This window comes from Pandoraea fibrosis (assembly GCF_000807775.2).
GTDB lineage: Bacteria > Pseudomonadota > Gammaproteobacteria > Burkholderiales > Burkholderiaceae > Pandoraea > Pandoraea fibrosis.
In genome coordinates this window covers 359,548-373,335 of sequence record NZ_CP047385.1, presented here as the reverse complement: position 1 = coordinate 373,335, position 13,788 = coordinate 359,548, and the positions used below count along the sequence as shown (strand labels likewise).

At 62.3% G+C, this 13,788-nt stretch carries 11 protein-coding genes and 1 pseudogene; 5 read left to right on the top strand and 7 right to left on the bottom strand.

Annotated elements, in window-relative coordinates; genetic code table 11:
* Positions 1-248: 248 nt before the first annotated feature.
* A pseudogene (locus PI93_RS01570) lies at positions 249-1,406 on the bottom strand (cysteine desulfurase family protein); the annotation flags it as partial.
* Between the two features lie 351 nt (positions 1,407-1,757).
* Positions 1,758-2,855: a saccharopine dehydrogenase family protein gene (locus PI93_RS01565; RefSeq protein WP_039370545.1), complete on the bottom strand. Its 1,098-nt coding sequence runs from the start codon at positions 2,853-2,855 to the stop codon at positions 1,758-1,760.
* A gap of 527 nt (positions 2,856-3,382) precedes the next feature.
* On the opposite strand from PI93_RS01565, the gene PI93_RS01560 reads away from it, so the two are divergent.
* Together PI93_RS01560 and ndhC are read left to right on the top strand one after the other, a co-directional pair.
* Positions 3,383-4,540, top strand: coding sequence for a porin (locus PI93_RS01560; protein WP_039370542.1), 1,158 nt, complete (start codon positions 3,383-3,385; stop codon positions 4,538-4,540).
* A 213-nt stretch (positions 4,541-4,753) separates the two neighbouring features.
* Positions 4,754-5,113 carry an NADH-quinone oxidoreductase subunit A gene (gene ndhC / locus PI93_RS01555; protein ID WP_039370538.1) on the top strand — a complete coding sequence of 120 codons (360 nt, stop codon included), beginning with the start codon at positions 4,754-4,756 and terminating at the stop codon, positions 5,111-5,113.
* Between the two features lie 154 nt (positions 5,114-5,267).
* Here the strand turns inward: ndhC and glmS are convergent, their stop codons facing one another.
* The 5 genes from glmS to PI93_RS01530 form a co-directional block, all read right to left on the bottom strand.
* Positions 5,268-7,097 carry a glutamine--fructose-6-phosphate transaminase (isomerizing) gene (gene glmS / locus PI93_RS01550; RefSeq protein WP_039370535.1) on the bottom strand — a complete coding sequence of 610 codons (1,830 nt, stop codon included), beginning with the start codon at positions 7,095-7,097 and terminating at the stop codon, positions 5,268-5,270.
* Positions 7,098-7,204: 107 nt separating this feature from the next.
* Entirely contained in the window at positions 7,205-8,566 is a 1,362-nt protein-coding gene (glmU, locus tag PI93_RS01545; protein ID WP_039370532.1) for a bifunctional UDP-N-acetylglucosamine diphosphorylase/glucosamine-1-phosphate N-acetyltransferase GlmU, read from the bottom strand.
* Positions 8,567-8,673: 107 nt separating this feature from the next.
* The gene (gene ttcA / locus PI93_RS01540; protein WP_407945352.1) at positions 8,674-9,597 is read right to left on the bottom strand and encodes a tRNA 2-thiocytidine(32) synthetase TtcA; all 924 of its coding nucleotides are present in this window, start codon (positions 9,595-9,597) and stop codon (positions 8,674-8,676) included.
* Positions 9,598-9,631: 34 nt separating this feature from the next.
* A complete protein-coding gene (locus PI93_RS01535; protein WP_039370528.1) occupies positions 9,632-10,027 on the bottom strand; it encodes a dihydroneopterin aldolase in 396 nt (131 codons plus the stop codon).
* A gap of 21 nt (positions 10,028-10,048) precedes the next feature.
* Positions 10,049-10,891, bottom strand: coding sequence for an SDR family oxidoreductase (locus PI93_RS01530; RefSeq protein ID WP_224786124.1), 843 nt, complete (start codon positions 10,889-10,891; stop codon positions 10,049-10,051).
* Positions 10,892-11,148: 257 nt separating this feature from the next.
* Here PI93_RS01530 and PI93_RS01525 point away from each other — a divergent pair, with 257 nt between their 5' ends.
* The 3 genes from PI93_RS01525 to PI93_RS01515 all read left to right on the top strand — a co-directional run bounded on the left by PI93_RS01525 (position 11,149) and on the right by PI93_RS01515 (position 13,727).
* Positions 11,149-12,363, top strand: coding sequence for a class I SAM-dependent methyltransferase (locus tag PI93_RS01525; protein ID WP_052240668.1), 1,215 nt, complete (start codon positions 11,149-11,151; stop codon positions 12,361-12,363).
* A gap of 22 nt (positions 12,364-12,385) precedes the next feature.
* Positions 12,386-12,586 carry a DUF2905 domain-containing protein gene (locus tag PI93_RS01520; protein ID WP_370834466.1) on the top strand — a complete coding sequence of 67 codons (201 nt, stop codon included), beginning with the start codon at positions 12,386-12,388 and terminating at the stop codon, positions 12,584-12,586.
* Between the two features lie 238 nt (positions 12,587-12,824).
* Positions 12,825-13,727, top strand: a complete 903-nt coding sequence (locus tag PI93_RS01515; protein ID WP_039370741.1) for a glutamate/aspartate ABC transporter substrate-binding protein — start codon at positions 12,825-12,827, stop codon at positions 13,725-13,727.
* Positions 13,728-13,788: the final 61 nt, after the last annotated feature.

The following is a 13,788-nucleotide window of genomic DNA, read 5'->3' as shown; positions in this document are numbered from 1 at the left end:
ATATCGCAAGTCGTTCAAAGCATAATACAAGACGACGCAATACACTCACCGGCATTCGGTGCATTGAATATTCGTCAACTTGCGATAGATCGCGCCGAGCGCGCAAGATTGCCCCGGCTCGCGGCGTTGCGCGAATGGCGGCAAAAAGAAACGTCCGCGAGCGCGGACGTCGATGACGTTACCGCGTCGGCCTCGCCCGCCTCAAAGACAACGGGCCAGCACCGACGCCGGCGGCAATCGTCAGCTCAGGCGGCTAACGCCCGGCACTGACAGACCGCACGCTCAAAGCAAGCGATGGCGAAGTCGATGGAAGCTTCATCGGTAAAGCGCCCCAGGCTTACGCGCACGGTGCGGCTGGCGGCTTCGCTGTCGAGTCCGATAGCGCTCAGCACATGCGAAGGGGCCCCCGACGCCGAGTTGCAAGCCGACGTCGACGATACCGCGAGATTGCCGTTGAGCATGAATGTGGAAAACCCGGGATGTCCGATCGTCAGGCTCAGCGTGTGCGGAATGCGCAATGCGTCGGCGGCGTTGTGGACTACGCCATCGAGCCCCCGCACGCCATCGAGCAGACGGCGGCTCAGTTGCGCGATTCGCGCGTTGTCCGTCGTCATGCCTCGCATGGCCAACTCGCAGGCCGTTCCCATACCGACGATCTGATGCGTGGCCAACGTGCCGGAGCGCAAGCCGCGCTCATGACCGCCCCCGTGAATCTGCGGCGCGATGCGCGACATGACGTCTTTGCTCACGTACAGTGCGCCGATCCCCTTGGGCCCGTACACCTTGTGCGCCGACATCGACAGCAGATCGATGCCCATCGTCTTCACGTCGATAGGGGTCTTGCCCAGCGCCTGCGCCGCGTCGACATGCAGCAGTGCGCCGGCCGCGTGGACCACCTTCGAGATGGCGGCCACGTCGGTCAGCGTGCCAAGTTCGTTGTTGACCAGCATGAGCGACACCAGCCCCGTCTCGGGACGCAGCGCCGCCGTCACCGCGTCGACGGTGATTTCGCCGGTGGCCGACGGCGTCACATACGTCACGGGCACGCCGCCCTTTTCCAGATACGCCATCGTGTCGAGGATCGCCTTGTGCTCGAGCACACTGGTGATCATGTGCGCGCGTGCCTGCCCCAGCTCCGCATACCCCTTGAGCGCCAGATTGTTCGATTCGGTCGCGCCGGACGTCCACACGATCTCTGCGGCGTCGGCACCGATGAGTGCCGCGACTTGCATGCGCGCGCGCTCTACGAGACGGCGCGCGCTCACACCCGCCGCATGCGAACTCGACGCCGGATTGCCGAACACGCCATCCACACCGAGACAGTCGGACATCGCGGCAATCACGGCTGCGTCCGCAGGCGTGGTGGCGGCATAGTCAAAGTAATGGAGTGGTTCTTTCTCGCGCATGATCGGCCCCGGATAAATAAGTGCATCGATCCTACGCGACGGAAGTGAGAAAAAGCTTGCGAAATCACCCGACAACAATCATTTTCAGGGAAAATTAATCCCAAAAATCATGAGAATTAGGAATTTTCTTCCAAGCGTGGTCTATCGCTTCCAGCATCCTGAATCGCACTGTCAATTTGGTGAGCTTGTCGTCGTGACCTGACCGGCGCCGCAGACACGCAGATCGGTATCACCGCAGGCATTCACAGCATCGCTTCCGACGCTTTCCTCAACGACGGCCTGGTGGTTGCGGGAGGCAGACCGCTTGTGCCGGGCCATCGTGCCTTTTTTGAGGAACGCCCCTCCCCTGCCTCAGGAGAGAGATTCGATGTGCGTCGAATGGGCGTAGACCTGACCGAAGCGATTCGCCAGAAAATCCGGCAGTGCGATCTGTTCCTGACGCACGAAACCGCGTTGCGGTAACTGTCCGGCAAAGAACATATCGACAGCGGCACAGATGGCCGATGCGGTGGTGATCTGGATCGCGCTGGCGCTGTGACCATTGTTGCGCTCCGCAAAGATCTTCCGCGCGAACACTTCCTGTGTGAGCACCCCGTTGCGCAGGCCGCTGACGACCACGAAGATGAGCACCACATCCTGCAAGGTGCTCGGCACCGCGCGTTTGAGCATCGTCTTGAGCGTGTCCTGATCGTCTTTCAGGCGCAACTCGTTGAGCAGAACCTTCATCAACGCGCCATGCCCCGGATAGCGCACCGACTTGTAGTCGAGATCGCGCACGCGTCCGCTGAGCGTCTCGCATAGCGTTCCCAACCCGCCCGACGTGTTGAATGCCTCGTACTCGACGCCGTCCAGCGAGAAGTGCTCCAGATCCTCAAGCGGCTGCACGGTGAGCCTGACACCGTCGCGAATCGCCTCGCAAGGCTGGCAATACTCGTTGATGAGTCCGTCGACGCTCCATGTCAGGTTGTACTTCAACGAGTTGGTGGGAAATGCCGGCAGCGCGCCCACGCGCATCTTCACCGAGTCGACCTGATCGAAGGCCGCAGCCAGATGATGGGCCGCAATGGCGATGAAGCCCGGCGCCAGACCACATTGCGGCATGAGCGCGGTGGACGCCCCTTCGGCAAGTTGCTGGATGGCGTGCGTTGCCGCCACATCCTCAGTCAGATCGAAGTAGTGACACCCGGCCGCCACGGCGGCTGTCGCTGCGCTCGTGGCCATCGTGTAGGGAAGCGCATTGACGACGGCATCGTGCCCCGCCACGGCCTTTTGCAACGACCCCGTGTCGCTGCCGGTCAACTCGACGAACGCATCGGCATTGTCCTGCACCACCGCCGCCGCGCGCGCATTGCGGTCGAACACCGTCACCCGGTAGTCGCCGCTGCCATGCAACAGACGAGCGATGGTCTGGCCGATATGTCCCGCACCAAGCAAAGCGATCTTTTTCATGTTGTCTCCCCGGATCAAGACGTCGAACAAGACGGCTCGCAACGCGTGTTTTGGGGATGGCCCCGGCGGCGTGAATGCGAGCACCACGACATCAATTCTAGGGAGAGTGCCCGATGAAATGTAGCGTCAATTCGTCGTAAAAACGTATTTTTTTGTCGAAACGACAAGTTTCATGACGAATCACGCTTTCAAAGGGGGCAAGCCATTGTCGGCAGAACGGAACGGGTGAGAGAGGGACTGCCGACATGCACGCAACCCATCACCGCGTCGAAGAGGACACACACGGCCGGAACTTGTGCGCATTCGTCGTTATAGGGCCCGCATGTGTCATCGAAATGAAACTCGCGAGATTTTTGGCAAGGACATTCAATGCGTTGTAGCGTGCCGACATCCGCGCCCCAATTTGGTTAATACACCTACGGAATTTCTGTTTCGTTCGATATAGTTCGGCCCGAACCCACGGGGCGCTACTCCACAGGCGACGGGTTCGCATCAACTCAAAAAGTTATCGAAAGAGGAATAGACCGATGAAAAAGACGCAATTGGCTGCCGCACTCGGTGGCGTTATCGCGGTGGTGGCCGCCGGTGCCGCGCACGCGCAGAGCAACGTTACGCTGTACGGCATTCTCGATGGCGGTATCGCTTACGTGAGCAACGTTGGCGGCAGCAAGAACTTCACCACGGCTGACGGTCTGCAGTCGGGTAACCGTTGGGGCCTGAAGGGCTCGGAAGATCTGGGCGGCGGTCTGTCGGCCGTCTTCAACCTGGAAAACGGCTTCAACATTTCGAACGGCGCGCTCGGTCAGGGCAGCCGTGAATTCGGTCGACAAGCGTTCGTCGGTCTGTCGAGCAAGACCCTGGGTAGCGTGACCATCGGCCGTCAGTACGACTCCGTGGTCGACTTCGTGAGCGGCCTGACGTCGGCCAAGCAATTCGCCACGAAGCTGGGCGCCCACGTCGGCGATGTGGACAACCTGTACAACTCGTTCCGCATCAACAACTCGGTCAAGTACACCAGCGCCAACTACGGCGGCTTCTCGTTCGGCGGCCTGTATGGCTTCTCGAACCAGGCCAGCAACGGCACGGCCGGCACGGGCTTCGCCAACAACCGCGCGTTCAGCGTGGGGGCTGGCTACGCCAACGGCCCGATCAAGTTCGGTATCGGCTACCTCGACGTCAGTTCGCCGAACAGCACCAACACCGGCGGCTCGGTGGCTGGCGATTACAGCGGCGACTTCTACTCGGCGAAGATCGGTGCCACGACCTTCGGCGTCGACAAGCAACGCGTGTTCGCCACGGGCGGCAGCTACAAGTTCGGCCCGGCAACGGTCGGCCTCGTGTACAGCAACACACAGCTCAAGTACGTGAGCGGCACGGGCGCACGCGTATCGAACTATGAAGTCAACGGCACGTACAACCTGTCGCCGTCGCTGCTGCTCGGCCTGTCGTACACGTACACCGACGCCAGCACGCGCAGCACCACGCTCGCCGACCTGAAGCCGAAGTACCATCAGGTCAACGCCGCCGTCGACTACCTGCTCTCGCGTCGCACCGACGTGTATCTGGTCGGTATCTATCAAAAGGCCGCTGGCGACGCCACCGCAGCGTCGATCAACGGTGCTGGTGGTGCCTCGAGCACGAAGACCCAGGCCGCTGTGATCTCGGGCCTGCGTCACAAGTTCTAAGCCAACGTCTTCGCGAGACGTGTAGTACCTCGTTTGAGTGCTCCAGTATTAAAGGGAGTCCCGGTGGGACTCCCTTTTTTCCTTGTCTGCGGCGTTTGCGGGCCGGGACACGCCCCAAAGCTCGCACGCCGGGGAACATACGCCCGCCACCAAGACACTAACGCGCACCGCCCGGCATGAACCATTGAGTGCCGGCCTTACGAAGGAACCCCGGTGCAACTCTCCGAATACTTCCCCGTCCTGCTGTTTCTGGTGGTCGCCCTGCTTATCGGCGGAGGGCTGCTGGTGGTCGCCAAGCCGATTCGGCCTCACCGTCCGGACTTCGCGAAGAACTCCCCCTACGAATGCGGGTTCAATGCCTTTGACGATGCCCGCAAGCAGTTCGACGTGCGCTACTACCGCGTCGCGATCTTCTTCATCGTGTTCGATATCGAACTGGCCTTCACGATTCCGTGGGCAGTGGCGATACGGGACGTAAGCTGGCCCGGCTTTTTCGCCATGATGTTCTTCCTGTTCATTCTCGCGGTGGGCTTCGCCTACGAGTGGGGCAAGAAGGCCCTGGAGTGGGAATAACGTCGAAGCGCGTCGAATGGCGGCGGCCTTGCGCGCGGGTTGGAAAGTGAAGTTCTGACGTCCTGTTGAAAATCATGTGACGGCAAAAAAGGCCGGCTCGCGCAAAGCGAAGCCGGCCTTCTTTTTTGAGAGGGGCGATGTGCGCCGCCTCGACTTACTCCACTGTCACCGATTTGGCGAGGTTACGGGGCTTGTCGACGTCGGTGCCGCGTGCGCAGGCCGTGTGATACGCCAGCAGTTGCAGCGGCACGACGTGCAGAATCGGCGAGAGTTGGCCATAGTGCTCCGGCATGCGAATCACGTGGATGCCCTCGGCGTTCGCGATCTGCGTATCGGCGTCGGCGAATACGTACAACTGGCCGCCGCGCGCGCGCACTTCCTGCATGTTCGACTTCAGCTTCTCGACCAGCGCATCGCGCGGTGCGACTGTGACCACCGGCATCTGGTCCGTCACCAGCGCAAGCGGGCCGTGCTTCAGTTCGCCCGCCGGATACGCCTCGGCGTGGATGTACGAAATTTCCTTGAGCTTGAGCGCGCCTTCGAGTGCGATCGGATAATGCAGACCGCGCCCGAGGAACAGCGCATTCTCGCGACGGGCAAATTCCTCTGCCCACGCAATGATCTGCGGCTCGAGCGCCAGCACGCTGTGCAGCGCCGCCGGAAGATGGCGCAGCTGCGTCAGGTAATCGGCTTCCTGTGCCGCCGTCAGACGGCCGCGCAGTTTTGCGAGGGTCAGCGTCAGGAGGAACAGCGCGGTCAACTGTGTCGTGAACGCCTTGGTCGACGCCACACCGATCTCCGTTCCGGCACGCGTCAGGTAATGCAGCGCCGTCTGACGCACCATCGCGCTGGTGCCCACGTTGCAGATCGCGAGCGTGTTCGTCATGCCCAGCGATTGCGCATGTTGGAGTGCGGCCATCGTGTCGGCCGTCTCACCCGACTGCGAAATCGTCACCACCAGCGTCTTCGGATTCGGCACGCTGTCGCGATAGCGATACTCGCTCGCCACTTCCACTTGAGTCGGAATCTGCGCCAGCGATTCCAGCCAATACTTGGCCGTCATGCCCGAGTAGTAGCTGGTGCCGCACGCCAGAATCAAAATCGAATCAACGCTGCTCAGCACCGCCTCTGCGTTCTCGCCGAAGAGCGTCGGCGAAATACCTTCCACACCCTCCATCGTGTCGCCGATGGCGCGCGGCTGCTCGAAGATTTCCTTCTGCATGTAATGACGATACGGGCCAAGTTCCACCGCCCCCGAATACGCCTGTACCGTGCGAATCTCGCGCTCGACCGCCACGTGATTGCGGTCCATGATCGTCACGCCATCCAAAGTGAGTTCGACCACGTCGCCCTCTTCCAGATAGATGAACTGATCGGTCGTGCCCGCGAGTGCCAGCGCGTCGGAAGCGAGGAAGTTTTCGCCCTCACCCACCCCCACGACCAGCGGCGAACCCGCGCGAGCACCAATCACCCGATGCGGCTCCTGCTTGCGGAACACGGCGATGGCGTAAGCACCGTGCAGACGGCGCGTCGCTAGACGCACGGCGTGATACAGATCGCCGGCCGCGCCGTTCGTCAGAATGTGATGAATCAGATGCGCGATGACTTCGGTGTCGGTCTGCGACACGAACTCGTAACCCAGCCCGCGAAGCTCGTCACGCAGGCTTTCGTGGTTCTCGATGATGCCGTTATGAACCAGCGCCACTTCGTCGCGCGAGAAGATCGGATGCGCGTTGTTCGTGACCGGTGCGCCGTGCGTCGCCCAGCGGGTGTGTGCAATGCCCGTCTCGCCGCTGAGGTGCGTTTGTGCGAGCTGATCGTCCAGATCCGCTACGCGCGACACGCTGCGGGCGCGTTGAGGTACGCCGTCCTTCAACACCGCAACGCCGCACGAGTCGTAGCCGCGGTACTCCAGGCGGCGCAAACCTTCGACCAACACGGGGACTACATTACGTCGCGCTACCGCGCCGACAATGCCGCACATATTCGCTTCCCTTTATGCCAGAGGGCCCTGGCTCATTCGATCGGATTCGATCCGTTTCTCTCGCCGGCCCGCTTTTGACGTCGCGCGCCGGCCCATAACCGCCGATTTTACTGCTTCTGCTTGCGCGGACGGACATAGCCCATCTTCGCTTCCTGCGTCTTGCCGTTAAGGACCAGGGCGTCTTCCGGCGTGTCCTTCCACACGGTCGTGCCGGCAGCGATCGTCGTGCCGCGACGCACCGTCACCGGCGCCACCAGTTGCGTGTCGGAGCCAATGAAGACATCGTCCTCGATCACCGTGCGATGCTTGTTCGCGCCGTCGTAATTGCAGGTGATGGTGCCCGCGCCGATATTCACCCGCGCGCCTACGGTCGAGTCGCCGACATAGGCCAGATGGTTGGCCTTCGATCCCTTCGCGAGCGACGCATTCTTCACTTCCACGAAGTTGCCGATATGGACCTCGTCGGCCAGATCTGCCCCCGGGCGCAAGCGGGCATACGGCCCGACATGCGCGTCGGCGCCCACCACGGCGCCGTCCAGATGACTGAACGCCTCGATGCGCGTGCCGGCGCCGATGGTGCTGTTGCGAATCACGCAATTCGGGCCGATGGCCGCACCGTCGCCAATCGTCACCTTGCCTTCGAAGACGCAATTCACATCGATGGAAACGTCGGTGCCGCAGGCGATCTCACCACGCAGGTCGAAACGCGCCGGATCGATCAGGGTGACGCCTGCCGCGAGCAGTGTGCGCGCCGCGTTGCGCTGATAGGCGCGCTCCAGCTCTGCAAGCTGCGCCTTGTCGTTCACGCCGTCGGTCTCCCACGCGAAGGCCGATTGCGTGGTGACGACCGGCACGCCATCCGCCACCGCACACGCGATCACGTCGGTCAGGTAGTACTCGCCCTGTGCGTTCTGGTTCTTCAGACCGCTCAGCCAGCCCTTGAGCGCGCGCGTCGGCGCCATCACGATGCCCGTGTTGATCTCGCGGATGGCCAGCTCGGCCTCGTTGGCGTCCTTCTGTTCGACGATTCGCTGCACGTTGCCAGCGGCATCGCGCACGATCCGGCCATACCCCGTCGGGTTTTCCAGATCGACGGTGAGTACGCCCAGCTTGTCGTTGCCCGCGGCGTCGATCAGCGTCTGCAACGTCTCGGTGCGCGTGAGCGGTACGTCGCCATAGAGCACCAGCGTCGGTACCGACTCGTCGAGCAGCGATGCCGCCTGCTGCACCGCGTGTCCGGTGCCCAACTGCTGTGCCTGCTCGGCGAAACGAACGCCATCCCCGGCCACGGCTTCGCGCACGGCGTCGCCGCCATGCCCGATCACCACGATGAGTTGGCCCGGCGCGAGCTTGCGTGCGGTGGCAATGACATGCGACAGCAGCGGCCGGCCGGCCAGCGGTTGCAGCACCTTGGGCAGTTTCGAGCGCATGCGCTTACCCATGCCGGCGGCGAGAATCACAATATTCATGGCGTCGTGACGATTGGTGTGTCGGAGTGTCGGTAGCTTGCGGCCCGCCGGTCAGACTGGCGGCGCCGCATCAAGGAATGTCATGTCGCGAGCGAGAGCGATCGCGCTCAGTCGTCGAATTGCGTGATGCGGATGATGCCCGCGTCGTTCTCGTCGCCACAGGGCGCCTCGTCGAACGCAATATCGCCAAGCGGATCGGGCTGCCCCGTCGCACGCAAATTCTTGAAGTCGTGAAGATTCGTATCCATCAGGTGCGACGGGATCACGTTCGAGAGCGCGCTGAAAATCGACTTGATGCGCCCCGGGTGCTGCTTCTCCCACTGGCGGATCAGCGCCTTCATCTCGGCGCGCTTCAGGTTCGGCTGGCTGCCGCACAGCGTGCACGGAATGATCGGGAATTGCTTGTACTCGGCGTAGCGCTCCAGATCCGACTCACGCACATACGCGAGCGGGCGGATCACCACATTCTTGCCGTCGTCCGACTGCAACTTCGGCGGCATGCCCTTGAGCTTGCCTCCGTAGAACAGGTTCAGGAAGACGGTCTCGATGATGTCGTCTCGATGGTGGCCGAGCGCGACCTTGGTCGCCCCCAGTTCGCCTGCCACGCGATAGAGAATGCCGCGACGCAGCCGCGAGCACAGCGAGCAGGTCGTCTTGCCCTCGGGCACCACGCGCTTGACGATGGAATACGTGTCCTGATTCTCGATGTGGAAATCCACACCGATGGAACGGAAGTAATCGGGCAGCACATGCTCCGGGAACCCCGGCTGCTTCTGATCGAGATTCACAGCGACGATCGAGAAGTCGATCGGCGCACGCTCGCGCAGCTTGAGCAGGATGTCGAGCATGGCGTAACTGTCCTTGCCGCCGGACATGCACACCATCACACGATCGCCTTGCTCGATCATGTTGTAGTCGCCGATGGCCTGCCCCGTCAGACGGAACAGCCGCTTCTCGAGCTTGTTGTTCTCGAACGCGAGCTTCTGGGCTTTCTTCACGCTATCGACGGCGACGTTGCCGGTCGCCGCCATGGGCGCGCCGGTCTCGGGCATGACGGCACTCATGTCAGGCATCCTTCATCTTGAACACTTCGATGCCGACCGAGTGGCAATCGGGATAAACGTCGGGCTTCTCGGTCGACACGCCCACGGCACGCACGCGCGGATGCGCCAGCAGCGCACTCGCCACGTCGTCGCACAGGGTTTCCTGCAAATGAATGTGGCCTTGTCCCACGCGCTTCGCGATCGTCTCGCGCATGAAGTCGTAGTCGACGACCTCGTCGAGCTTGTCGGCCACGGGCGTGCTCTCGGCCAGCGGCACGAAGAGTTGCACGTTGATCAGCACGCGCTGTTCGCCCCGCTTCTCGTGATCGTGCACGCCGATGTTGATGAACACTTCGTAGTCGCGCAGGAACATGCGACGGCAGTCCATCAGGCGAGGGTGGGAAAGAGCGCTATGCATTTTGAAAACTCGTAATGACAATCAACGAGACCGGTCGGCATCCGCCGGCTCGGTCAGAAATTTCACGTCGCGCGACGAACTCGCGAGATGTTGCCCGCCGTCGACATACAGCACCGTGCCGGTCACGGCAGGGGCTTCGGCCAGATACGCCACGGCCTGCGCAATATCCTCCGGCGTCGACGAGGCGCCCAGCGGGGTCGAGGCGTGTGCCGCCGCAAAGCCCGCCGGTGTCTGATCGACCGACAGCAGCGTCACGCCGGGCGCCACACCGACCACGCGCAAGCGCGGCGCGAAGGCCTGCGCCAGCAACGTCGTCGCCACGTCCAGCGCTGCCTTCGACAGCGTGTACGACAAATAGTCGGGGTTCGGATTCGCCAGCTTCTGATCGAGCAGATTGACGACGACACCGCGTCCCGCATCGCCCAGTGCAGCGTGCATCTCACGCGCCAGCACGAGCGGCGCGCCTGCATTCACGCGCATGTGGCGCTCCAGCGCCTTGTAGCCGAAATCGCCGGCGCTATCGTACTCGAAGCGCGAGGCATTATTCACCAGGCATGCGGGCACGCCCAGCGCTTCGATACAGCGAGCGATGAGCCCGGCCGTGGCGTCCTCGTCAGCCAGCGAGGCTTGCAACGCAACGGCCCGGCGACCCAACGCCTCGATAGCGGCAACGGTCTCCAGCGCCTCGTCGTGCGAGCGCTCGTAGTGAACGGCGACGTCCCAGCCCAGGCTCGCGAGCCGCAACGCAATCGCGCGCCCGATCCGGCGCGCGCCTCCCGTCACGAGCGCCACGCGCGGCACGGCAGGCGTGCGGGCGGCGTCGCTTGTGGCAGGCGTAGGGCGTGGCGTCGATGCAACGGTCATGCGGCGAATTCCGGTCAGAGGGCAGGCAGGTGGACGATCTTCGGACGGCGGTCGGCTTGGCCGGCCCCGGGGCATCATGGCTCGCGATGCCCCCGCGCGTTCCCGGGACAACGGGCAAATATCGCGAGAACTGGCGAAAACCATGCAAAAACGGCTAAAAAGTGACGAAAATCGGCGGAAATTACGTCGATATCGCCCGCAGACGCGCTTTCATATCTCCAGCAGCCAGTCTGCACCGTCTCCGTTACAATGCCCGCATGAATCAGGCCGCACCGAAACCCCATAGTTTACCCGTTCCGGAGCCGGACGCGCTCGAACACTCGCGCCGTCTCACGGCGCATCTTGCCGACGCCATCGATGCGGCCGGCGGCTGGTTGCCGTTCGATCGCTTCATGGAACTGGCCCTGTACGCGCCCGGCCTCGGTTATTACGCCGCCGGCGCCGCCAAATTCGGTCGCCTTGCCGCCGACGGCAGCGACTTCGTCACCGCACCGGAACTCACCCCATTCTTCGCGCGCACGCTGGCCCGTCAACTCGGTGAAATCTTCGAGCAGACGGGCGACGCCCATGTGCTGGAATTCGGCGCCGGGTCGGGACGTCTGGCCGCCGATCTGCTGCTCGCGCTCGAGGCCGAAGGCACGCCCTGCGAGACGTACTCGATCATGGAACTGTCCGGCGAGTTGCGCGCACGCCAGCGCGACACCATCGCCAGCGCGGCACCGCATTTGCTCGAGCGTGTGACGTGGCTCGACCGCTTGCCCGACGCGTTTCACGGCGTGATGCTCGGCAACGAAGTGCTCGACGCCATGCCGGTGCACCTGTGGGCGCGACGTCCGGACGAGACCGGGCAGCCTGTCTGGTTCCAGCGCGGCGTGATTCGGACACCGGCGGGTTTCGGGTGGGAAGAACGCTTGTATAGCGGCCAGTTGCCGGAAGCGCTCGCCACGCTGGCCGAGCTGCCGCCCACACAGGAATACCTGACGGAAACGCACGAAGCCGGATCGGCCTTCGTGCGCAGCGTGGCGCCGTTGCTCGCGCGCGGTGTGTTGCTGCTCATCGACTACGGGTTCCCCGCGCGTGAGTACTATCACCCGCAGCGGGCTCACGGCACGTTGATGTGCCACTACCGTCATCACGCACACGACGATCCGTTCTACTATCCGGGCTTGCAGGACATCACGGCGCACGTCGAGTTTTCCGGAATTGCCGACGCCGGTGTCGAAGCCGGGCTCGATCTGCTCGGTTTCACGTCGCAGGCGCGATTCCTGATGAACGCAGGCATCGTCGACCTGATGAGTGCGCTCGATCCGACCGATCCGAAGACGTTCCTGCCGGCGGCCGCCGCCGCGCAGAAGCTGCTCTCCGAAGCGGAGATGGGCGAGCTATTCAAGGTCATCGCCTTCGGACGCGGCATGGACGAGTGGGCCGGTCTGCTCGGCTTCGCCACGGGCGATCGCAGCCACGCGCTCTAACGCAATCCCTTCATAAAAGGTCATGCCGATGTTTCGCTGGATGTTCACGATCTTCATTGCGATCTGCATCCTCTCGGCAGCCTCGCCATGGCTCACCAAGCTCGGCATCGGCCGGTTGCCCGGTGACCTACGTCTGCGCTGGCGCGGCCGCGAGATGGTCTTCCCCTTTGCCTCGACGGTCGTGCTCTCGCTCGTCTTCAATTTGCTGATTCGTTTGCTGTAATCCCCGGCGCTGCGCGCAACACCTGTTGCAACGCCCGCCGGCGGCTTCCTGTCTCCGGCTCCCCCCTGATCCTCCGCCTGTCCACTGCCCTCAAGGGCCGGCCAGCGCCGTCGCGCGTCGCCATCAAACCCCTGTCGCTGCTAGGGTTAACAACCATTTGATCATTTGTTGCAAAAAAATTAACATGAAACAAATGATTCAAACGGGAATCACGGTGAGACCATTTCAGGAGCAGGACATGATCAAGATGCGATTGACCGGGGTAATGCTGGGTGTAGCAATGTGTGTCGCGGCAGGCACGGCGTTGGCCCAGAACGCATCAGAGACGCTGCAAAAAATCGATAGCAGCGGCGTGATCTCCATCGGGCATCGCGAGTCGTCGATTCCGTTCTCGTACTACGACAACAACCACAACGTCATCGGTTACTCGCAGGATCTGTGCAACAAGATCGTCGACGTGGTGAAGACCCGTCTGAAGAAGCCCGATCTGCAAGTTCGCTTCATTCCCGTGACCTCGCAGAACCGCATCGCGCTCGTGCAGAACGGTACGGTCGATATCGAGTGTGGCGTGACGACGAATCTGAAAGCGCGTCAGGCACAGGTCAACTTCTCGAACACATTCTTCGTTGCCGGCACGCGATTGCTGGTGAACAAGACTTCGGGCATCAAGGACTTCCCCGATCTGGCCGGCAAGCCTGTCGTGACCAATGCGGGCACGACGTCGGAGCGCATCCTGAACAAGATGAACAACGACAAGAAAATGAACATGAGCGTGATTTCGGGCAAGGACTACGGTGAATCGTTCACCATGCTCCAGGGTGGCCGGGTTCAGGCGTTCATGATGGACGACGTGCTGCTCGCCGGCGCGCGCACGATGGGCCGTAACCCCGACGAGTGGATCGTCACGGGCACGCCGCAGTCGTTCGAGGCTTACGGCTTCATGATGAAACATGGCGATGCGGAGTTCAAAAAGCTCGTCGACGACACGCTCGCGGGTGTGATGAAGAGCGGCGAGATCAACACGATGTACAAGAAGTGGTTCGAATCGCCCGTGCCGCCGAAGAACACCAGCTTCAACTTCCCGATGAGCGAGCAGCTCAAGCAGCTCTACGCGAATCCGAACGACAAGGCGTTCGAGTAACGCCTGTCGACCGCGTGCAACAGCGTGCCTTCTCGCTGACTGCAAATCCGTAGTTCGCGCG